The organism is Bacteroides sp. AN502(2024), assembly GCF_041227145.1.
Lineage (GTDB): Bacteria > Bacteroidota > Bacteroidia > Bacteroidales > Bacteroidaceae > Bacteroides.
This window is the reverse complement of sequence record NZ_JBGFSP010000003.1, coordinates 1,014,275-1,036,249: the sequence shown is the minus strand read 5'-3', so window position 1 is coordinate 1,036,249 and position 21,975 is coordinate 1,014,275. Positions and strand designations below refer to the sequence as shown.

The 21,975-nt window shown below is 42.2% G+C and carries 17 protein-coding genes; 16 read left to right on the top strand and 1 reads right to left on the bottom strand.

The window, feature by feature from the left end:
- Positions 1-45: 45 nt before the first annotated feature.
- The 8 genes from guaB (at position 46) to AB9N12_RS04065 (ending at position 10,687) form a co-directional block, all read left to right on the top strand.
- Positions 46-1,524 carry an IMP dehydrogenase gene (guaB, locus tag AB9N12_RS04100; RefSeq protein WP_369889929.1) on the top strand — a complete coding sequence of 493 codons (1,479 nt, stop codon included), beginning with the start codon at positions 46-48 and terminating at the stop codon, positions 1,522-1,524.
- Positions 1,525-1,663: 139 nt separating this feature from the next.
- The gene (locus AB9N12_RS04095; protein WP_369889927.1) at positions 1,664-3,208 is read left to right on the top strand and encodes a peptidylprolyl isomerase; all 1,545 of its coding nucleotides are present in this window, start codon (positions 1,664-1,666) and stop codon (positions 3,206-3,208) included.
- A gap of 54 nt (positions 3,209-3,262) precedes the next feature.
- Positions 3,263-4,108, top strand: coding sequence for a peptidyl-prolyl cis-trans isomerase (locus tag AB9N12_RS04090; protein ID WP_369889925.1), 846 nt, complete (start codon positions 3,263-3,265; stop codon positions 4,106-4,108).
- A gap of 9 nt (positions 4,109-4,117) precedes the next feature.
- The gene (locus AB9N12_RS04085; RefSeq protein WP_369889923.1) at positions 4,118-5,500 is read left to right on the top strand and encodes a peptidylprolyl isomerase; all 1,383 of its coding nucleotides are present in this window, start codon (positions 4,118-4,120) and stop codon (positions 5,498-5,500) included.
- A 22-nt stretch (positions 5,501-5,522) separates the two neighbouring features.
- The gene (locus AB9N12_RS04080; RefSeq protein ID WP_369889922.1) at positions 5,523-7,175 is read left to right on the top strand and encodes an OstA-like protein; all 1,653 of its coding nucleotides are present in this window, start codon (positions 5,523-5,525) and stop codon (positions 7,173-7,175) included.
- Position 7,176: 1 nt separating this feature from the next.
- Positions 7,177-7,476 (top strand): hypothetical protein, encoded by a 300-nt coding sequence (locus AB9N12_RS04075; protein ID WP_369889920.1) that lies wholly within the window; start codon positions 7,177-7,179, stop codon positions 7,474-7,476.
- Between the two features lie 24 nt (positions 7,477-7,500).
- Positions 7,501-9,399, top strand: coding sequence for a DNA mismatch repair endonuclease MutL (mutL, locus tag AB9N12_RS04070; RefSeq protein ID WP_369889918.1), 1,899 nt, complete (start codon positions 7,501-7,503; stop codon positions 9,397-9,399).
- A 103-nt stretch (positions 9,400-9,502) separates the two neighbouring features.
- On the top strand, positions 9,503-10,687 hold the full coding sequence (locus AB9N12_RS04065) for an OmpA family protein (RefSeq protein ID WP_369889916.1): 1,185 nt from the start codon (positions 9,503-9,505) through the stop codon (positions 10,685-10,687).
- 143 nt (positions 10,688-10,830) lie between these two features.
- Here AB9N12_RS04065 and AB9N12_RS04060 read toward each other — a convergent pair whose 3' ends face one another.
- The gene (locus AB9N12_RS04060) at positions 10,831-11,469 is read right to left on the bottom strand and encodes an HU family DNA-binding protein (protein ID WP_369889914.1); all 639 of its coding nucleotides are present in this window, start codon (positions 11,467-11,469) and stop codon (positions 10,831-10,833) included.
- A 332-nt stretch (positions 11,470-11,801) separates the two neighbouring features.
- Here AB9N12_RS04060 and AB9N12_RS04055 point away from each other — a divergent pair, with 332 nt between their 5' ends.
- The 8 genes from AB9N12_RS04055 to AB9N12_RS04020 all read left to right on the top strand — a co-directional run bounded on the left by AB9N12_RS04055 (position 11,802) and on the right by AB9N12_RS04020 (position 21,966).
- Positions 11,802-13,166 carry a VapE domain-containing protein gene (locus AB9N12_RS04055; RefSeq protein WP_369889912.1) on the top strand — a complete coding sequence of 455 codons (1,365 nt, stop codon included), beginning with the start codon at positions 11,802-11,804 and terminating at the stop codon, positions 13,164-13,166.
- Between the two features lie 257 nt (positions 13,167-13,423).
- A complete protein-coding gene (locus AB9N12_RS04050; RefSeq protein ID WP_369889910.1) occupies positions 13,424-13,936 on the top strand; it encodes an RNA polymerase sigma-70 factor in 513 nt (170 codons plus the stop codon).
- 68 nt (positions 13,937-14,004) lie between these two features.
- Positions 14,005-14,826, top strand: coding sequence for a FecR family protein (locus AB9N12_RS04045; protein WP_369889908.1), 822 nt, complete (start codon positions 14,005-14,007; stop codon positions 14,824-14,826).
- A gap of 4 nt (positions 14,827-14,830) precedes the next feature.
- Positions 14,831-17,428 carry a carboxypeptidase-like regulatory domain-containing protein gene (locus tag AB9N12_RS04040; protein ID WP_369889906.1) on the top strand — a complete coding sequence of 866 codons (2,598 nt, stop codon included), beginning with the start codon at positions 14,831-14,833 and terminating at the stop codon, positions 17,426-17,428.
- 7 nt (positions 17,429-17,435) lie between these two features.
- Positions 17,436-18,386, top strand: a complete 951-nt coding sequence (locus tag AB9N12_RS04035) for a DUF4249 domain-containing protein (RefSeq protein WP_369889904.1) — start codon at positions 17,436-17,438, stop codon at positions 18,384-18,386.
- Between the two features lie 25 nt (positions 18,387-18,411).
- Positions 18,412-19,389 carry a DUF4848 domain-containing protein gene (locus AB9N12_RS04030; protein WP_369889902.1) on the top strand — a complete coding sequence of 326 codons (978 nt, stop codon included), beginning with the start codon at positions 18,412-18,414 and terminating at the stop codon, positions 19,387-19,389.
- Positions 19,390-19,638: 249 nt separating this feature from the next.
- Positions 19,639-20,646 (top strand): thiol-activated cytolysin family protein, encoded by a 1,008-nt coding sequence (locus AB9N12_RS04025; RefSeq protein ID WP_369889899.1) that lies wholly within the window; start codon positions 19,639-19,641, stop codon positions 20,644-20,646.
- A 39-nt stretch (positions 20,647-20,685) separates the two neighbouring features.
- Positions 20,686-21,966 carry a thiol-activated cytolysin family protein gene (locus AB9N12_RS04020; RefSeq protein ID WP_369889897.1) on the top strand — a complete coding sequence of 427 codons (1,281 nt, stop codon included), beginning with the start codon at positions 20,686-20,688 and terminating at the stop codon, positions 21,964-21,966.
- Positions 21,967-21,975: the final 9 nt, after the last annotated feature.

Here is a 21,975-nt window from a genome sequence, read left to right as displayed (position 1 = left end):
AAAAACCGTATATTTGCACGCAATAAATTTTAAACGCATAGCCCTATGTCATTTATTGCTGATAAGATTGTAATGGATGGATTGACTTACGATGATGTATTGTTGATCCCCGCTTATTCTGAAGTTTTACCGCGCACTGTCGATCTCACGACAAAGTTTTCAAAAAACATTGAGTTAAAAATACCTTTTGTGACGGCTGCCATGGATACGGTTACCGAAGCGAAAATGGCGATTGCCATTGCTCGTGAAGGTGGTATCGGTGTGATTCATAAAAATATGTCTATCGAAGAACAGGCAAGACAAGTTGCTATTGTAAAGCGTGCCGAAAATGGTATGATTTATGATCCTGTAACTATCAAAAGAGGTTCTACTGTTCGGGATGCACTGGACATCATGGCGGAATATAAAATCGGTGGTATCCCTGTGGTAGATGATGAAGGTTATTTGGTTGGTATTGTTACTAACAGAGATTTGCGTTTCGAAAAAGACATGACCAAACATGTTGATCTTGTCATGACTCCCAAAGACAGATTGGTAACTACGACCCAGTCTACTGACTTGGAATCCGCTGCACAGATCCTTCAGCAACATAAGATTGAGAAACTTCCGATTGTCGGAATGGACGGAAAGTTGATCGGTCTTGTCACTTATAAGGATATTACGAAAGCAAAAGATAAGCCCATGGCTTGTAAAGATGCCAAAGGGCGTCTGCGTGTAGCTGCCGGTGTAGGTGTCACTGCTGATACGCTGGATCGTATGCAGGCATTGGTAGATGCCGGTGCGGATGCGATTGTGATTGATACTGCCCACGGACACTCCATGTATGTGATTGAAAAACTGAAAGAAGCGAAGAAACGTTTTCCGAATATTGATATTGTGGTAGGTAATATTGCTACCGGAGAAGCTGCAAAAGCTTTAGTGGAAGCTGGTGCGGATGCAGTGAAAGTTGGTATCGGTCCTGGTTCTATCTGTACTACTCGTGTGGTTGCCGGTGTAGGTGTTCCACAGTTATCTGCGGTCTATGATGTAGCAAAAGCGTTGAAGGGTACAGGTGTTCCTTTGATTGCCGATGGTGGTTTACGTTATTCGGGCGATGTGGTGAAAGCGCTGGCTGCCGGAGGATATAGTGTAATGATCGGATCATTGGTTGCCGGAACAGAAGAATCTCCGGGCGACACTATTATTTTCAATGGTCGTAAATTCAAATCCTATCGTGGCATGGGGTCATTGGAGGCAATGGAAAATGGATCGAAAGACCGTTACTTCCAGAGTGGAACTACGGATGTGAAGAAACTTGTTCCGGAAGGAATCGCTGCCCGTGTCCCTTATAAAGGTACGCTTTTCGAAGTTATTTATCAACTGACCGGCGGTTTGCGTGCAGGTATGGGATACTGTGGTGCCGCTAACATTGAGAAACTTCATGACGCTAAGTTTACCCGCATTACCAATGCCGGTGTAATGGAAAGCCATCCGCACGACGTGACGATTACCAGTGAATCGCCTAACTATAGTCGTCCGGAATAATAGATAGATACGGTGAACTATTAACGGTGAACGGTGAACAGGCTGTGCTATCAGCAGGGTGTTCACTGCTCACCGTTTGTCATTTATCTGTTATTGTTGTGATGCTTGTTGTTTAATTGGTTGGATAATAAAATAGAGGATGAAAAGAAACCTGTTATTGGGATGTGTTTCTCTCTTTGTAGCCGTGGTCTTTGCACAGGAAGATCCTGTGTTGATGCGTGTGAACGGAAGAGAGATACTCCGTTCGGAATTTGAATATGCGTACCGCCGTGATGCGGAACATTTAAATGTCAAACTCTCGCCGAAAGAGTATGCGGTACTTTTCGCTCAATCGAAGTTGAAGGTGGAAGCAGCCAAGGCTGCCCGACTTGATACAACTTCAGTGTTCCGTAAGCAACACGAAAAATTCCGGACCGAGTTAGTGGAATCTTGTCTCATAGACAGGCAGATGATGGATAGTTGTGTTCGTGACGCGTATCAAAAGATGGGATTGAAGGCACGTAGCGGCAGGGTACAGGTAATACAGATTTTCAAACGTTTGCCGCAGACAATCAGCTCGCAGTATTTAGAAGAAGAAAAAACACGGATGGATTCTATATACCGGGTGATACAGAATCAGCCGGATATGGATTTTAACCGTTTGGTCGAAATCTACTCGGATGATAAGCGAAGTAGGTGGATCGAATGTCTGGAAACAACGAGCGAGTTGGAGGATATTGCCTTCTCTTTGGGGAAAGGTAGGGTGTCACAGCCTTTTTTCACTCCTGAGGGGATTCATATCTTGAAAGTGGTCGATCGGGAGGAAACATTTACTTATGAAAATGTCAGAGCCAGGTTGATAGGACGATTACGACGCGAGGGAGTTTGGAGCAGAAGTACAGGTGCGGTGCTCGAGCGCTTGAAAAAAGAATGGCAGTATGCTCCGAATCAGGCAGCAATGGAAGAGCTGCTGGCGAACGGCCGGACAGCACAAACTCTGTTTACGATTGATGGGCAGGCATATACCGGAACTATGTTCATGCGTTTTTCCTCTTCTCATCCTCAGGCTGTAGAACGACAGTTAGAAGGATTTATAGCCAAGTCGTTGTTGGATTATGAAAGCCGGAACATCGATAAGAAGCATCCTGAAATATCTTATGCCCTGCGGGAATCTGATGAAAACTATTTGGTGGAAGAGATAACACGGCAGAAAATAGATTTGCCCGCAGCCAATGACCGCGCGGGATTGGCTACTTATTTTAAATTTCATTCATCGGATTATCGATGGGAGAGTCCCCGCTATAAAGGAGTCGTGCTTCATTGCGTTGATAAAAAGACAGCGAAGCAAGCCAAAAAAATGCTGAAGAAAGTGCCGGAAAAAGAATGGACGGACAAGCTTCGGCAAACTTTTAATACAGCCGGAGAGGAAAAGATACAGGTTGAACAAGGACTTTTTGCCGACGGAGACAATAAATATATAGATAAATTAGTTTTTAAGAAGGGGGATTTTGAACCTTTAATGTCTTATCCTTTTACTATTACAGTGGGCAAGAAAGTGAAAGGTCCGGATGATTATCGGGAAGTAATAGAGCGGGTCCGAAAGGATTATCGAAGTTATCTTGATACGTGCTGGATGCGGGAATTGAGGGAATCTGGTAAGGTTGAAATAAACCAAGAGGTTTTAAAAACAGTTAATAATAACTGATGTAACCGATTATTCACTATCTTCGTACCTTAAATAAGTAGATTTTAGTTGCCGATGCGAATATTAGTCCTCTTACTGATTACCCTCCTTGGTTGTGGAGCGTGCAAGGAACAGCGCGACCATAAAGGAAAGACTCCTTTGGTAGAGGTGGACGGTAACTTCTTATATAAAGAAGATTTGACGCCCGTGCTTCCGGTCGGATTGTCAAAAGATGATAGTATTCTCTTCACCGAGCACTATATTCGTAGTTGGGCGGAAGATATTCTATTATATGAGAAAGCTGCGGACAATATCCCTGATAATGTGGATGTGGACAAGCTGGTGGAGAATTATCGGAAAGCGTTGATTATGCACACGTATCAGCAGGAGTTGATAAACCAGAAATTGACGAATGATATTTCCGAACAGGAGATAGCAGAGTATTACGGGAGAAACAAAGAACTGTTTAATTTGGAACATCCGTTAATCAAAGGATTGTTTATTAAAGTGCCGTTGACCGCTCCGCAGTTGAACAAAGTGCGCAGATGGTATAAGTCGGAAAAACAGGATGCTATCGAAAGTCTGGAAAAATATAGCTTGCAGAATGCGGTGAAATATGAATATTTCTATGATAAATGGGTGTCCGTGACCGATGTCTTGGACATGATTCCGTTGAAAGTAGAGGCACCGGAAGAGTACGTAAGCAAACACCGTCAGGTAGAATTGAAAGATACGGCTTATTATTATTTTCTGAATGTGAGCGATTATCGCGGAGTTGGTGAGGAGAAACCGTATGAATTTGCCCGGTCGGAAGTGAAGGACTTGCTGGTGAACCAGAAACGGGTGGGCTTTATGGAACAGGTAAAGAACGACTTGTATCAGCAGGCGGTAAGTAAGAAGAAGATTATATATAATTATTAAATACAAAGGATGAAGAAGTTTGTGAACTTTAGATTTGTTGTTACTCTTGTCTTGGCACTATTTGCCAATGTGGCAACCTATGCACAAGATAATGTGATTGATGAAGTAGTTTGGGTGGTAGGTGACGAAGCTATTTTAAAATCAGATGTAGAAGAGGCCCGGATGGATGCCTTGTATAATGGACGCAGATTCGACGGCGATCCTTATTGTATAATTCCTGAAGAAATAGCTGTGCAGAAGTTGTTCCTGCATCAGGCGAAGTTGGATAGTATCGAGGTTTCTGAAGCGGAAATCATTCAGCGTGTGGATGCGTTGACCAATATGTACATCCAGCAGATCGGTTCCAAAGAGAAAATGGAGGAATATTTCAATAAAACATCCACCCAGATTCGTGAGACTCTGCGCGAGAATGCACGTGACGGCTTAACAGTTCAGAAGATGCAACAGAAACTGGTTGGAGAAATCAAAGTGACTCCGGCAGAGGTACGTCGTTACTTCAAAGACCTTCCGCTGGATAGTATCCCTTATATTCCGACACAGGTGGAAGTGCAAATCATTACTCTACAACCCAAAATACCGGTTTCGGAAATTGAAGAGGTAAAGAGAACGTTACGCGATTATACGGATCGTGTGACAAAAGGGGACATTGATTTTTCTACATTGGCGCGTTTGTATTCCGAAGACAAGGCTTCCGCTATGAAAGGTGGTGAATGTGGATTCATGGGACGTGGTATGATGGATCCTGCTTATGCGAATGTGGCATTCAGCTTACAGGATCCGAAGAAAGTTTCCAAAATTGTAGAATCGGAATTTGGTTTTCATATTATCCAGTTGATTGAGAAACGTGGTGACCGTGTCAACACACGCCATATTCTGTTGCGTCCGAAAGTTTCGGAAAAAGAACTGACTGAGGCTTGTGCCCGTCTGGATTCCATAGCCGATGATATTCGTGCCGACAAATTTACATTTGATGATGCAGCTGCCGTGATATCACACGATAAGGATACCCGCAACAACCACGGTATTATGGTGAATATCAATGAAAATTCCGGTGTGACTACTTCTAAATTCCAGATGCAGGATCTTCCACAAGACGTTGCTAAAGTGGTGGATAAGATGAATGTTGGTGAAATCTCCAGAGCCTTTACAATGATTAATGAGAAGGATGGAAAAGAGGTATGTGCTATCGTGAAACTGAAAGCGAGAATTAATGGTCATAAAGCAACCATTGCAGAAGACTATCAGGATCTGAAAGAGATTGTAATGGATAGACGTCGTGAAGAGATGTTGCAGAAATGGATTCTGGATAAACAGAAACATACATATGTACGCATCAACGAAAATTGGCAGAAGTGTGATTTCAAGTATCCGGGTTGGATCAAGAAAGATTGATGTAACCTTGTTCTGATTTTATATGCTGAAAAGAGATAAGAATAGTAAACAACAGGACAGGCATAGATGGCTTCTTATAGGCTTTCTATGCCTGTTTGGTGTATGTCTTGCACAAGATAATAAGAAACAACCGGAGCATAAGAAGACCAAAGTCTATTTGCTTCATGCTGACGAAGGGCAGGCGGATAAGTTGGCACGTCCGGATGTGCAGGTGTTGATTGGGAACGTAAAGTTGCGCCATGACAGTATGTATATGTACTGTGACAGTGCACTGATTTTTGAGAAAACGAACTCTGTAGAAGCCTTTAGCAATGTGCGTATGGAACAGGGAGATACCTTGTTTATCTATGGTGATTATCTTTATTATGACGGGATGACGCAAATTGCACAGCTTCGTGAAAATGTGAAGATGATTAACCGGAACACGACCTTGTTGACGGACAGCTTGAACTACGATCGTCTCTACGATCTCGGATATTATTTCGAGGGGGGGACCTTGATGGATGAAGAGAATGTGTTGACTTCCGATTGGGGTGAATACAGTCCTGCAACGAAACAATCGGTATTCAACCACGATGTGAAGTTAGTGAACGCCAAGTTCGTGTTGACTTCCGATACGTTGAGGTATCATACGGAAAGCAAAATCGCAGTGATTCTCGGACCTTCCAATATCGTCAGTGACAAAAATCATATCTACTCGGAACGGGGATTCTACAATACATTGACCGAGCAAGCGGAACTGTTGGACCGTTCGGTCTTGACCAATCAGGGAAAGAAACTGGTGGGCGACAGTCTGTTCTATGATCGGATCATCGGTTATGGAGAGGCATTTGATAATGTGAAGATGACAGATTCCATTCATAAGAATATGCTGACGAGTGATTATTGTTTCTATAATGAATTGACGGATTCCGCGTTTGCAACGAAACGTGCTGTAGCAATCGACTATTCGCAGGGGCCTGACAGCCTTTATATGCATGGAGATACATTGCAGCTGGTATCTTACAATCTGAATACAGATTCTGTGTTCCGGTTGATGAAGGCTTACCACAAGGTGCGCATGTATCGAAAGGATGTTCAAGGAGTATGCGACTCGTTGGTTTATGATACGAAGGATTCTTGTATGACTATGTATACCGACCCTATTCTTTGGAATGACGGGCAACAACTACTTGGTGAGCAGATCAAGATTTATATGAATGACAGTACGATTGACTGGGCGCATATTATCAATCAGGCGTTGACTGTGGAGATGAAAGATTCTGTCCACTATAATCAGGTGTCCGGCAAGGAGATAAAAGCCTATTTCATCGATGGGGATATGCGTCATATTGAAGTGGTTGGTAATGTGCTGACAGCTTTCTATCCGGAAGAAAAAGATAGTACGATGACCGGATTTAATTGCCTGGAGGGCAGTATGCTCCATCTTTATATGAAGGATAAGAAAATGGAAAAAGGACTCTTTATCGGTAAATCGAACGGGACAATGTATCCGATGGACCAGATTCCACCTGATAAATTGCGTCTTCCTACTTTTGCATGGTTCGACTATGTTCGTCCGCTAAATAAGGATGATATATTCAACTGGCGCAGTAAGCGTGCGGGAGAAGTATTGAAGCCGACGACAGATCGGCGACCGAAGACCGATAAGCGAAACTTAATAAATATGAAGTAGTATGGGAATGTTTAACTCAATGAGGAAGCCACGTGGCTTTCATCATCAATACATTTATGTAGACGAGCGGAAAGAAAAGCTTGCTAAGATGGAGGAGAACGCCAAACGCGACTTGGGTATGCTGCCGGAGAAAGAGTTTAATCCGGAAGATATTCGCGGTAAATTCATCGAAGGTACTACGCATTTGAAAAGAAGAAAAGCAAGTGGCCGTAAACCGGTTTCTTTCGGAGTCATACTGATAATCATAGCCTTCCTTCTCTATCTGTGGCATTATTTATCGACAGGCAGTTGGAATTTCTAATTTTGAATTGTAAATGTGTGAAGTATGAGCGATATCATTCATTTGTTGCCGGATTCGGTAGCTAACCAGATTGCTGCCGGTGAAGTGATACAACGTCCGGCGTCTGTTATCAAGGAGCTGGTGGAGAATGCAATTGATGCAGATGCGCAAAATATACATGTATTAGTGACTGATGCGGGTAAAACTTGTATTCAGGTGATTGATGATGGAAAAGGAATGTCCGAAACGGATGCCCGTCTCTCTTTTGAGCGGCATGCAACCTCCAAGATACGTGAAGCGGCGGACTTGTTTGCTTTGCGTACCATGGGATTTCGCGGAGAAGCATTGGCATCCATTGCGGCGGTGGCGCAGGTGGAATTAAAGACGCGTCCGGAGTCGGAAGAACTGGGGACGAAGTTGGTGATTGCAGGTTCTCAAGTGGAGAGTCAGGAGGCTGTCTCCTGTTCTAAAGGGAGCAACTTCTCTGTAAAGAATCTGTTCTTTAATGTGCCTGCCCGTCGTAAATTTCTGAAGGCTAATTCTACAGAATTGAGTAACATTCTCGCCGAATTTGAACGTATCGCTTTGGTGCATCCGGAGGTTGCCTTTTCACTTTATAGTAATGATTCGGAACTCTTCAATCTTCCAGTATCGCAGTTACGTCAGCGTATTCTTGCTATTTTCGGTAAGAAGCTCAACCAGCAATTGCTGAATATAGACGTGAACACTACCATGGTGAAAATCTACGGATATGTAGCTAAGCCGGAAACTGCCCGTAAGAAGGGAGCGCATCAGTATTTCTTTGTCAATGGGCGTTACATGCGTCATCCTTATTTCCATAAGGCGGTCATGGAGGCTTATGAACAATTGATTCCCGCCGGTGAGCAGATTTCCTACTTTATCTATTTCGAGGTAGATCCGGCTAACATTGACGTGAACATTCATCCGACAAAGACCGAAATCAAGTTTGAGAATGAGCAGGCCATATGGCAGATACTCTCAGCATCCGTTAAGGAATCGTTGGGTAAGTTCAGTGCCATCCCTTCCATTGATTTTGATACGGAGGATATGCCCGACATTCCGGCATTGGAGGAAAAGGTATTTTCCGAACCTCCGAAGGTACATTATAATACAGATTATAATCCGTTTAAAGTTTCTGCCGGTGGCGGATCGTACAGCCGTTCGAAAGTAGTAGAATGGGAAGAACTGTACGGAGGGCTGACGAAAGCCAGTAAGATGAATAATCCGCAGCCGGAACCCGAAATGGATGGGGAGGATTCTGCTATGGGAGGCGAACCGGCCTTTATGGAAGAGAAGACAGAGACGGTGACAGCAGCTACTTCTTCTTCTACATTGTATGCCAACGAGCCGGTAATGGAAAAAGGAAATCAACATTTGCAGTTTAAAGGGCGTTTTATTCTGACTTCAGTCAAATCGGGTCTGATGCTAATCGATCAACACCGTGCACACATACGGGTGCTTTATGATCGCTATATGGTACAGATTCAACAGAAACTGGGAGTGTCACAGGGTGTTCTCTTCCCGGAAATATTACAACTGCCGGCTTCGGAAGCTGCTGTTCTTCAAAGTATTATGGATGATTTGTCGGCGGTCGGCTTCGATTTGAGTAATCTGGGAGGTGGCAGCTATGCTATTAATGGGATTCCTTCGGGTATCGAAGGACTGAATCCGGTCGAGCTGGTGCGTAATATGCTACATACAGCGATGGAAAAGGGAAGTGACGTCAAGGAAGAGATCCAGAGTATTCTGGCAATCACATTGGCGCGGGCAGCGGCTATTGTCTACGGGCAGGTGTTGAGCAATGAAGAAATGGTGAGCCTTGTAGATAATCTTTTTGCCTGTCCTTCACCGAATTACACACCCGATGGGAAAATTGTTTTGACAACCATTAAGGAGGAGGAGATCGAAAGATTATTCAAATAAAACAAATAAATTTATCTTTTCTAAAACCTTTTAGTTTCAGTGCGTGTTATTTAAATAGTTCAATAAAAAAAAGATTTAAATAATTACTTAACTAATTGGGTATATGAGAAAGATTCTGATGTTGCTGGCATTGGCCGGTGTTTCGTCTGCCGCTTCTGCGCAGCAGACAATGAGTGTAACTGAAAACGAAGCGATTCAGGTGCAAAATAAATATCAAGTAGTAACGAATCCTTTCTGGAGCAACTGGTTCTTCTCTGTAGGAGGGGGTGCTCAGGTATTGTATGGGAACAATGACCATATCGGTAAGTTCAAAGACCGTGTTGCCCCTACATTCAACGTGTCCGTCGGTAAATGGGTAACTCCGGGCTTCGGATTGCGTATGCAGTACAGCGGACTGCAAGCTAAAGGATTCACCATGAACCGGACGGCTAATTATGCAGGTGCTCCGGGAGAAAACGGTTCTTACAAACAGAAATGGGATTACATGAACCTTCACGGTGATTTGATGATTAACCTGAACGCGCTTTTCGGTGGATACAATCCGAACCGTGTATATGAAATCATCCCTTATATCGGTGCCGGTTGGGCTCATGCTTACTCGCGTCCTCACACCGATGCCGCTACTTTCAATGCAGGTATCATCAACCGTTTCCGTCTGTCGAGTGCTGTTGACTTGAACATTGAATTGAGTGCAACAGGTTTGGAAGGAAAATTTGACGGCGAACATGGTAGCAAACCTGATTATGACGGTATCCTCGGTGCTACTGTAGGTCTGACTTATTATTTCCCGACCCGCGGATTCCAACGTCCTGCGAAGCAGATTATTTCTGAACTCGAACTGAACCAGATGCGTGACCAGATGAAGGCGATGGCAGCTGCCAATAGACAGTTGCAAGAGCAGTTGGCTAATGCACAACAGCCGGTTGAAGTAGAAGAGCAAGAAGTGAAAGTCGTTACAGACCCGAATATCGCTCCGCGTACCGTATTCTTCAAGATTGGTTCGAACCAACTCTCTTCGCAGGAAGAAATGAACTTGTCTTATCTTGCCAACCGCATCAAGGAATTCCCGGGCACTACCTATGCCATCAACGGATATGCAGACTCTGCAACGGGTACTCCGGCTTTCAATCAGAAGTTGAGTTTGGAACGTGCACAGGTTGTTAAAGACTTGCTGGTGAAGAAGTATGGTATTCCTGCCGATCGCTTGAAAGTTGCCGCCGGTGGTGGTGTCGATAAGTTCGGTCAACCGATTCTGAACCGTGTCGTACTGATAGAAACAGCAAAGTGATAAAGTGATTTCAGCATTCAGCGATTCTCTGTAATCGCTTGCTGTAAAGGAAAAGCGGCTGAAAGCGGACCCTAAAATGGATGGTCCTCGCTTTCAGCCCTTTTTTTATCTCTGTTGTTTCAATTCTAATCCTTAGCTCTAGCTTATCGGACAGGTTGATAATCTCTGGATTTTCCATAAAATCCGGGAGCAGGCACATATATCGGCTGGTTGGGTATGCCGATATTCAGCAGCTTGCCTTCCTTGCGGAGCCGGCGGATATGAATCATGGCTGTGGAGCGTACCATTTTCATAATAGTTTGAAAATCAGATCGCTGCATGATCTGATGGTTTGTGAAATACTCTTTCAACTTCATGTCTATCTCTATCTCCGATAACTTGGCGGAATGTCTGCCCTGCTTCACTTGTTTAATTTTTATTGTTCCGACAGATTGTTTCAATCTCTTGTCCGAGCGAAATTGTATCGCTTTTAATTTCACTTTCGAATTTTTGCGGGGAGTATCTGCAGAGATTTCCTCGGTGGCAGTCAGCGTGGGGTAGAAATAACCGATACCAGTCAAGTGTACCTGTCTTCCTTTTCCCAATTCTTCTCCCATTACCTGCGAGAGAGCGTCCAGCACAGCGGTCACGTCTACTTCGTTCAGTGTGCATCGCGACTGGATTCTGCTTCTGAGTTCATCAGTATCTACCTGACCGTTGGCAATGATGCGCGGATGGAATCTTTTCTTTTGGGGACGGTCCGGTGATACCGGATTCTCGTACCAGTCAAATAATATAGCCATAGTTCCTTTCTTTTATATATGTACTTCTGTCCTGTTTCTCCTATAGTTTCTGAGGGTTATTCTTCCTTTACATACATCGGCTCATCTTAATCAGCTTATATGTTAACCAAGGTTAGCGTATAAGATAACGATAGTTAGCCTATCGGCTCATCTTAATTAGCTTATGCAATTTCCTATTACAAAGATACAACATAAAGGCTTGCTAACCTAATAATAAAGGCTTTATTTCATAAACGCAATTAGTTAAGGACAAACTTGCAATCGGTTTGCAAACCGCTATCATTCGGTTGTATATTTGGCATACGAAATCATTATAAAAACAAAAAAGTAAGATGGAAAAAGTCGCAAAATTGTTCTCTATGTTGATGAAGGTGTGGAGAACTGGAATGAAAAGAAAGACTGCTTTTGCAGAAGCGAAAACGAACGGACTGAAAATGGTCGGAACGAAAAAAGTAGAGGCAGGACTGTCTGTCCCGGAAGAAATACATCCGGAATGTTCGGCATTATTGGGATTGGCGGATGTGTCACTATCCCAACCGGATAGTAAGAAAACCGGTTCTGTCTGTCTGACGGATCAGGTAAATGCCTTTTTGCGTACCCGGTATGATTTCCGCTACAATCTCCTGACGGAAGAAACGGAATTCCGCCCGTTGGATGATGCGGGTAAAGCAAGCGGTATTTTCCAACCGGTGAGCAAACGTGTTCTGAACACCTTTTGCATGGAAGCTCATACAGAGGGAATCTGTTGTTGGGATAAGGACGTGAGTCGCTATATTTACTCTACCCGTATTGCCGAGTACCATCCTTTCCGGCTTTATATGGATGAATTACCCATTTGGGATGGCGTTGATCGCATCACTCCGTTGGCATTGCGCGTCTCCGATTTGCCTCTGTGGGTGTGTGGTTTTCATACATGGCTTTTGGGAGTTGCCGCCCAATGGTCGGGAAAAACAGGAATTCATGCCAATAGTGTAGCTCCCATTCTCGTAAGCTCGGAACAGGGCAGGTTGAAGTCTACTTTCTGCAAATCATTGATGCCCGTAGCTTTGCAGCATTACTATCTGGATAATCTCAGACTGACTTCGGAGGGTAAGGCGGAACGTCTTATGTCGGAGATGGGGCTGATTAATCTGGATGAGTTTGACAAGTATGCTGCGGGTAAGATGCCTTTATTGAAAAATCTGATGCAAATGTCGAGCCTGCACATCTGTAAGGCATATCAGAAAAACTATCGTGACTTGCCGCGTGTCGCATCATTTATAGGCACTTCCAATCGCTATGATTTATTGACTGACCCTACGGGCAGTCGTCGTTTTCTTTGCGTGGAAGTAACGAAACCTATTGATTGCGAGGGGATCGAACATGCGCAACTCTTTGCCCAACTGAAGGCTGAACTGGAACAGGGAGTTCCTTATTGGTTCAATAAAGAACAGGAGCGGGAATTGCAACGGCACAATGTGGCTTTTTATCATGCCTGTCCAGCTGAGGATGTCTTTAACTGCTGTTTTCGCATTGCCTTGCCGGAAGAAGAATGCTTACAGTTGTCCGCCGCGGAGATATATCAGGTATTGAAGAAAATGAATTCAGCCGCATTGAGAGGTTTTAATCCGAACCAGTTTGCACAAGTATTGACGAAAATGGGAGTGGGGCGGAAGCATACGGAGTATGGTAATGTATATTCGGTGATACGTCGGTGAGGTGGCTTGACGTGTGAGATAGGATAACTCACAGATGCAAGGTAGGGGACATCCGAATACTCAGTACCTGGCATACAGATGCCATCGAAGAGAAGCCACCTTGAATAAGAGATACAAGTAAGCAGGTTATTCCCAAAGTGGTGAAGGGCCATTGCCCATTTAGAGATAATCAATCAGTGACCCTATATTTCCCTGCTATTTTTCTTTAAATTTCATTTTTATAGTTATCTTTGTTAAATTACTAAGATGTACATGATATGAACGAAGCCAAGAAAAATATAGATGACGCTTTCCGTCGATATTATCGTCCGCTTTGTTTGTATGCAATGCACTATCTTCATGACATGGCATTGGTGGAAGATACCGTGCAGGATTGCTTTACCGAACTTTGGGAAGGGTTCATTACCGGGAAAGAAGTTTCAAATGTAAAGGCATATCTTTATATGATGGTCAGAAACCATTGCTATGATATTCTAAAGAAAGACAACCCTACTCAGTGTGATTTGTCTCCATCCGATCTGGAAGATATCATTTCAGACGAGGAATGCGAAGATCGTTCGCTGATTGAAGCCAGGCTTTGGATGGCCATCGACTCTCTTCCCAGGCGGTGCCGGGAAGTTTTTCTTCTAAGTAAACGTGACGGATTAAAATATAAAGAGATTGCCGATAAACTGGATATATCTGTTAATACCGTTGAAAATCAAATGAGTAAGGCTCTTCGAATACTCAAAGAAGGTTCCAAGAAGATTTATTATTTCTTTTTTAGCTGATTCTTTTCATTTCTGCGTAGTGGTTTTTTTATGGATTGCAGTCTTGGCTTTAAAAAAGCAATAAAACCATGAAGGATATAGAAAGAAAATGTCTCCAGTTTGTGCTCAGGTATTATAAGCCCGGGGCATGGGATACACAGAAAGCAATTCGCCGTTTTGAGCAAAAAAATGGAATTGCCCCGAAGAGTAATCGGAGAATATATTGGTATTCCGGTGTTGCTGCCGCTATCCTGTTTTTTATAGTATCCGGCATTTATCTTTATAATATGAATACGAATGCGAATAACGACTGGATGAGACTTGTTGCCGATAACTCCGTCAGGGCATATACATTGCCTGACAGCACTGTGGTCACTCTCTTCCCGCACTCTTTTTTGTCCTACCAGCCTGCGGTCTTTGCGCATAAAAAACGTCGGGTCAATATGTCGGGGAAGATTTATTTTGTTGTCAAAAGAGATGAAAAACTCCCGTTCGAAGTCGATGGCTCATTTGCTCATGTGAAGGTGTTGGGTACATGCTTTCAGGTGGCTGAGAGTTCCTCAAGTGCAGAAGTATGCGTCGTTTCCGGTAAAGTCCTCTTTACAGCCAAGGACCAGGAAGAAGGTGTGATTCTTACAAAAGGAATGGGGGCTGAATTGGTGTATGGAGAGAAAATGCCCTCCCTTTCAACCACCGGCACTATCAACCAGACTGCATGGGCGACCGGTCTGTTCATCTTTGATAATACTCCCCTCTCAACCGTTCTAAAAGAATTGTCAGATTACTACCATGTACAATTAACCTGTGACGAAACCGATAAAAAGTTAAGCAGCCAGTTTGATACGGATAGTCTGGATGAGATTATTAATCTGATTGAGAATGTTATGGACGTTAAGATACAAAAGAGATAAGTCGATGAGCAAGCTAATATTTTTCATACTTTTTGCATGTGCTTACCTGCCGCTAAGTGCTCAAACCAAAACGGCAAGTACTCTCAGAGAGCAAATGGAGCTTGTCCAAAGACTTCATCATGTCAATTTTGTATATGATTCTTCCTTGGATCTGGATATTATCTACCAGGGGCGGTCGCTTTTAAGCTTGGACCTGGAAACGAGTTTGCAGCAATTATTCGTTACAACTGATATAAAATGGGAAGTACGAAACAAATATGTGTTGCTTAAAAAGAGGGGCAAGTTCACTATCAGCGGGTACATTCTTCAGAAAAACGGTGAACCGCTGATCAACGCAACCATCCGTGATGTAGAGTCCAAAGCCGGAACGCTGAGCAACGAATATGGCTTTTTTAGTCTTACACTGCTTGAAGGAAAGCATACCCTTCGGGTCACATACGTCGGCTTTGGCGAAAAAGTGAAAACCATAGATTTAAATAAGAACACAATGTTGAAGGTTTATTTAGTGGAAGATTATTCATTGGACGAAGTGCTGGTGGTAGGTGACCTGAACTCACCGATAAACACTACCCAGACAGGCAAAGCTTCTTTTAATGCCCATGACTTGCGGACCGGATACGCCCTGTTCAGTTCGCCAGATGTGGTAAAGACACTCCAAAGTCTTCCGGGTGTAGCCTCCGGTACAGAAATGCTCTCCGGATTGTACGTACATGGTGGTAACAATGATGAGAACCTGTTCCTTCTTGACGGGACACCACTCTACCAAATAAGCCATTTGGGAGGAGTGTTCTCGGTATTCAATACTGATATAATAAAAAATATAGATTTCTATAAAAGTGGCTTTCCTGCCCGTTATGGTGGCCGTTTGTCTTCGGTTGTCGATGTGCGCACCAATGATGGAGATATGAGAGAATATCACGGGATATTTTCGATGGGATTGCTGGATGGTAGAATCCAGTATGAAGGCCCCATCATCAAGAACCGCACATCCTTCAACATTGCCATGCGCCGAAGTTGGCTGGAGGCATTTTCGGCTCCGGTATTGTATTTTCGCAATAAATCTAATAAGGATGACAAGCTAACAGGGAAATACGCCTTTCATGATATTAATGCAAAGCTGACCCATTACTTTTCGGATATAAGTAAAGTATCTATTAGCTTTTATACCGGGAATGACATGTTGAAGATAAACAATGACCAAACCTTTCATGACTATGCCGAGGATTCTGATGAAGAATTATATGCAACAAAATTCAATCTGCAATGGGGTAATGCAACAACGGCCGTTCATTGGAATTACCGGCTTTCTCCCAAACTATTCGCGAATGTTACAGGTGTTTATTCACGGAGCCGCTCTTCATTCAACTATGAGAAAGAAGACCAGTTTCTGAATGAAGGAGAAGTTACACGCTTTGCTTATGTTAAGCGTTATAACCGCTCAGTTATTGCTGATGCCGGTTACCGAATGGAGTTTGATTACAGACCCGGTACAAGCCAACATATCCGTATGGGGTCGAATTACCTTTTTCATGTTTTCCATCCCCAAAGTCGGATATTGAATGAATACTCAAGAAATGAAGTTCAGGCCGATACTATCAGGCATTCCAGTTATCATTTCTATAGGGGTCATGAATTTACCTTGTTCGCCGAGGATGATATTGCTTTGAGCCGGAAATGGCGGTTTAATATCGGCATGCATTACACTTTGTTTAAAGTTTCCGATAAAACTTATCATTCCATAGAACCAAGAGTGGCAATCAGGTATCGGTTGAATGAACATACGGCTATAAAGGTTGCTTATACGGAGATGAACCAATTCATGCATTTGTTATCCAGCAGTTATTTAAATTTTCCAACGGACTACTGGGTGCCTTCTACGGGCAATATCCGTCCCATGCGTTCCTGGCAATATGCTGCGGGGTTATATATGCGGCTACCTTGCCATATTAACCTCAGTGTAGAAGGCTTCTATAAAACGATGCACCATTTATTGGAGTATGACGGCAGGAACCAGTTGGCGCCTACCGTTGAAAACTGGGAGTCAGATGTAATACGGGGCAAAGGAAAGGCTTACGGAGTAGAGTTGGCTCTTTCCCGCCAGGTATTAAGAACATCAGCCGGTTTTTCTTATACTCTATCATGGAGCAAAAGAAAATTCAACGATATCTATCAGGGCTGGTATCCCAATAAGTTTGATAACCGGCATAACATTAACATAGCCGTCAGACACCAATTCACTCCGCGGATAGAGGGCTATGCAGCATGGAACTATCATTCCGGAAATAAGATTACTGTTCCCAGCCAATACATTGATAGCCCTTCACTTCCGGGTATAACCGGAAAGGAGCCGGGACAATGGGTGTATGAAGAACCTAATAATGCCACATTGCCTGCCTATCACAGGCTGGATCTGGGAGTCAATTTTCGTAAAGTTACAAAGCGGGGGTTTGAACGAATATGGAACATAAGCATTTATAACGCCTATTGCCGGATGAATGTGCTGTATGCGGAGGTGGAGGACCTGCCGGCAAGCAAGTTTACAAGCAAGGCGACGGGAGTTTTTCCTATCATTCCTTCATTTATTTACACGTTAAAATTCTAAGATGAGTATGAGAAAGATAATATATCTATTACTGATAACTTGTTTGGTGTCCTGCACCTATCATCTCGATTTGGACACTGCGGGTGCTAAGGAGAAATTAGTACTCTATTGTTTCCCTTCTAATTCTGACACAACCGTCATTCAACTCTCCAGGAGCATTCCTGTTGGTCAGAACGGTAAAGGAAATGCAAGTATAAGGAATGCAGATGTCCGTTTCTCTGTAAATGGAAAAGAGCAGGAGGTTTACTGGAATGAAGATTCCACCTCATCCCTCCCGGCACAATGTTACTATACACTGGGCAAATGCGATACAGGGGATATAATTAGGATAAGAACCTGCATGGAAGGGATATCTACAATAACTGCCCAAACTTCGATGCCGGGAGAGTTTCCGTTGGAAGCTATCCATCTGGTGCCTTCAGAAGAAGAGGAAAGTGTTTTGCAGGTGCAGGTTACATTCAAGGATAACTCTGCCACTAAAGATTATTACGGAATAAGGTTAATGAAAAAAGAGCTCAATATGATGGATAATGTGGAAAATTCATCTTTAGAATCCGTTGAATTTGATTTGAAAGAAGAGCCTTTACTGAATAATACCTCTGATCTGGATGAGATATTTATATTCTCACACGGGTATTTTCAAAATCTCTACATTTGGGGCGATGAAAAGATTCAGGGACAGGAATATACTCTTCACCTGGCCATGGAGTATCAGGAAGACTATGATTCAGAATGGAGTGATCATACTTATAAAGTAGAGTATAAAATTTATCTTTATACATTTTCACCTGAGTTCTTTAAGTATCTTGAGACGCTGAACAAAATAAATAAAAACAGCTTAGGCAATCATAGTTTCTCGCCCGTACTCTATCAATTTAGTAATATAGAAGGCGGACTCGGCGTTATGGGTGGATGCCAGGTTAAGGAAACAGAGTGGTTAAAAAATGTATCTATATAGTAGTAACTTAATCAAATAATAAATAATGATGAAAATAATTACATTATTCAAGAAGCCTGTCAGTTTGTTGGCAGTATGTTTATCAATAAGCCTTTGCTCATGCGTCGATAACGAAGAAGAAATCAACACTTCAGATCACCATATCTCCCAGGATATTGAGGTCTCTGAGATGGGTAAATGGTTGCCGGGGACCAGAAATGATTCCGATGCAGACTTCAATATACCGGTTCTTCATTTTAGAAACGAGCAAGTATACTTTCAGACCATTGAAAAACTTAATGAAATGAGTGCCGAAAAGAAGAAGGTATATTTCAAAGAACTTGGCTTTAATGGCGCTTATACGCTTTGGAGCCAAGCTGACGAAGAACTCGACCAGATATTTGATAATGCTGATACCTTGCAAATGGAGAAGCTTATTGGTGAATACAAAATAAAATATGAACGTCTCTTTTCATTCAATGCATTTGACAAGTATGACGCAACACCCTATTTCTCTTTTACTGATAACGATTTGTCACTTGTAGGCAATATAAAAGGTTATGTAGTTATAGGCAATGAGTTGAAAGCTCCACAAAAAAATACGCCTACTTATGATATGGATGAAACGGCTGTTGCTACAAGAGCTGCTATCTTCGGGGCAAACAGAACGAATTTTGTCGGATTCCAAAAAGCTACAGTATCAGTCAAAAATAAAAATGCTATAAGTACAATGACTATAGGACGAATGGCGAATTCCTTCGCTGTTTTATTTAATACGAAGAAAAAAGTGGCTTTATGGAACAAAAAAGTCAAGACTGATTATTCAGCCACTTTATACCTTCACAGTACTAAAATGTATAAAAGTAAACACTATATTGTCAGTCCGTATGGAATGGAAATATTTGTATTAGACTTGGATATAGAAACTATAGGTAATACTTTCGATGCGGATGTAGATGATTTTAAATGTTCTATTGGATCGAAAATAGGGAGAAAATTATTCCATAATATTCAAGTCAGCTAACTTCTAACATAAAAAAACAACCAATGAAATAGCATATAGCATTTTTACTTTATCCATCTAACTGGTGAGTTACTAGGGAACTTTCGTTTTATTGCTATCTAAATGATAATAAGTTGTCTATGTGCCCTGTTGGTGTGTAGACAGGATATTAACACCCTTTATAGTAATTGTCCGGTTGGAGGATGTAATAATGTTTTGTATAAAAATATGAGTGAGCGAATTATATTATCAACTAAAATCTTGTAAACAATGAAACCAGAACGTATGACTTTGATGTTTATCTGTTTATTTGCTTTTGTTTTTTTATCTGCATGTGAGAAAGAAGAAACAAATAATAAGGGTGTAGTCCCTACTTTTCCAGAGGAACCAGAGAAAGGAAGGTTTGATAAAACACCTTTTGCATGGGACTACAAGTTTTCCACTGTCTCTGAAGATGATTTATTCATTGGTGACTTATATATATCAGTGAACAACCGATATATGGTAACCCCGCCGCCTTTGTATATCGGTGCTGCTTACAGTGAAAAGAATTTTGGAATCTCTTTTAAACCGGAGATTACAGCTTCTAGAAATCCTCTGGATGTCATCTTTGATTTTATTAAACCCTTTACCGGTACCATAGAGAATAAACAGGGCTCGATAGGGTATAAAGAGTTGCTGGCCGATGCTTTAGAGTCAAATGAATATAAAGAGTATATGAATGACAGGCTTTCTCCATTTGATATTAACCTGGTAGAAGTCTATACCTACGAAGATATAGAGAAAGCATTTCCCTACAACGAGGCATTGGGCGAACTTTTATCTAAAGAGGCTAAAAAGACATCAAAGATAAAAGGCGTCAAAAGCAGGACAACGGGTGTCTTGGCCAATAGAAGTTTTTCTGTCTATGCAGACATCCCGGTACAGGGACTCTTTGAAAATAAAGACATGAATGAAAACCCGGAAAATCCTGTTTATATTCGTTCTATCACTTATGGAAAGACAGCATATTTTGTTATCGAAAGTCCGTATTCTTATAAAGAGGTGGAAGAAGCCGTAAAGTCGAAACTATCCTTGAGCAACGCGGTCAAAGGAGCTGAGATCTTAAAGAATTCTACAATCACGCTGTTTATTGTGTCTGACAACCGGCAGACGGCCAATGTATATACGAGCTTTCAGGATTTGGATGAATTCTTGAAAACCCCATTTAACGAACACTTGTATGGATATCCAATATATTGTCAGGGAGTATACACGAAAGACAATACAATTTTTTGAGTAACGTAAACAAAGTATCAACGCTTAAAAAGATTTAAAATGAAACAAAAACATTACATTTATTTCGTTGCCTTATGTTGTTTGGCAACAAGTCTTCTAGGCGCATGTTCAAATGAAGATGAACTTGATTCAATTGTTGTTCCACAAGCCAACAAAATAGAAAATATACAGGGCCGCTTTGATGACATCCCTTTTGTTTGGGATTATACCTATTCTACGGAGGAAGAAACAGACAGTAATCAAATTTTTATCGGAGACTTGATGCAGGCTGGGCTTAATGAAGCAGTAACGACACGAACCACGACTAACCGCAGGAGCTATGGAAGCAGAACAGACAGAAGTGGAAGCGCGCGAAGAGGCAGCAGTAGTACAGATGAAAACTATAGAACTGAAGATATTTTTATATCCAATCCCATTCCAGTATATTTAGGAGCTGCTTTCCCGGAGAAAGAGTTCGGGAAATCATTCAAGCCTGAAATCTTATACCCGAGAAACCCTATTGATGTGATTTTCAATTTTACAAGACCGTTTTTTGGTGAAGTGACCAAAGAGCACGGCTCAATCGGATACAAAAAACTATTCATTCAAGCATTGGATTCCAAAGAGTATGAGCAGTTCTTGAAAGGAGGAGCCAAAGAATCGTTTGAATTTTCGTGTACTGAATACTTCTCCTATTCGGACATTGAAAAAGCGCTTTCTGGAAGTGCTGGATTAGCAGGTATTTTTTCTACAAAGATAAAGAACAACACCAAGTCAGTCAATGTGAAAAGCCGTTTGTTTGGACAGCTAATTTCTAAGAATTTCACCGTATCAATGGACATACCTGTTGACGGATTCTTCAAAGACCCTGCTAAAGATACAGTTCCGGAAAATCCGGTCTATGTTTATTCTATGACATATGGCAAAGTGGCCTTTATTTCAGTAGAAAGTGAATATTCCTTTGAACAGGTGAAAACGGCTGTCGAAGCAGGTATCAAGTATAAGATATTCTCTGCTGGAGGTAGCTATAGTAAAAGTGACATGGAAATTCTTTCTAAATCCAGAATCACACTCTTTATTATTTCTGATGATGATCCGAACGGGCATACATTTTACACTTTAGACAATATTAAAAATTCCTTTAACCTTGCCTACTCATTGTATAATCCTGGCTATCCGGTATTTTGTCAGGGCAACTATACTAAAGATAACTCAGCTTTCCGTATGAAGTACTCAAGTATTCGCGGTGGTAGGACAGATGGTAGAAGAGAATCTGGTAATAGGGGAGACTCTGGCAGAAGAGGCGGTAGCGCAAGGGGTGGTAGTGGTAGACGAACTTAAATTCAACTT

Coding starts and splice junctions, on each gene's coding strand:
- AB9N12_RS04060 (WP_369889914.1), bottom strand. CDS start 11,469: ATGGCTATATTATTTGACTGGTACGAGAATCCGGTATCACCGGACCGT.
- AB9N12_RS04080 (WP_369889922.1), top strand. CDS start 5,523: ATGCTGAAAAGAGATAAGAATAGTAAACAACAGGACAGGCATAGATGG.
- AB9N12_RS04085 (WP_369889923.1), top strand. CDS start 4,118: ATGAAGAAGTTTGTGAACTTTAGATTTGTTGTTACTCTTGTCTTGGCA.
- AB9N12_RS04045 (WP_369889908.1), top strand. CDS start 14,005: ATGAAGGATATAGAAAGAAAATGTCTCCAGTTTGTGCTCAGGTATTAT.
- AB9N12_RS04090 (WP_369889925.1), top strand. CDS start 3,263: ATGCGAATATTAGTCCTCTTACTGATTACCCTCCTTGGTTGTGGAGCG.
- AB9N12_RS04025 (WP_369889899.1), top strand. CDS start 19,639: ATGAAACCAGAACGTATGACTTTGATGTTTATCTGTTTATTTGCTTTT.
- AB9N12_RS04075 (WP_369889920.1), top strand. CDS start 7,177: ATGGGAATGTTTAACTCAATGAGGAAGCCACGTGGCTTTCATCATCAA.
- AB9N12_RS04030 (WP_369889902.1), top strand. CDS start 18,412: ATGATGAAAATAATTACATTATTCAAGAAGCCTGTCAGTTTGTTGGCA.
- AB9N12_RS04055 (WP_369889912.1), top strand. CDS start 11,802: ATGGAAAAAGTCGCAAAATTGTTCTCTATGTTGATGAAGGTGTGGAGA.
- AB9N12_RS04040 (WP_369889906.1), top strand. CDS start 14,831: ATGAGCAAGCTAATATTTTTCATACTTTTTGCATGTGCTTACCTGCCG.
- AB9N12_RS04020 (WP_369889897.1), top strand. CDS start 20,686: ATGAAACAAAAACATTACATTTATTTCGTTGCCTTATGTTGTTTGGCA.
- AB9N12_RS04095 (WP_369889927.1), top strand. CDS start 1,664: ATGAAAAGAAACCTGTTATTGGGATGTGTTTCTCTCTTTGTAGCCGTG.
- mutL (WP_369889918.1), top strand. CDS start 7,501: ATGAGCGATATCATTCATTTGTTGCCGGATTCGGTAGCTAACCAGATT.
- AB9N12_RS04050 (WP_369889910.1), top strand. CDS start 13,424: ATGAACGAAGCCAAGAAAAATATAGATGACGCTTTCCGTCGATATTAT.
- AB9N12_RS04065 (WP_369889916.1), top strand. CDS start 9,503: ATGAGAAAGATTCTGATGTTGCTGGCATTGGCCGGTGTTTCGTCTGCC.
- AB9N12_RS04035 (WP_369889904.1), top strand. CDS start 17,436: ATGAGAAAGATAATATATCTATTACTGATAACTTGTTTGGTGTCCTGC.
- guaB (WP_369889929.1), top strand. CDS start 46: ATGTCATTTATTGCTGATAAGATTGTAATGGATGGATTGACTTACGAT.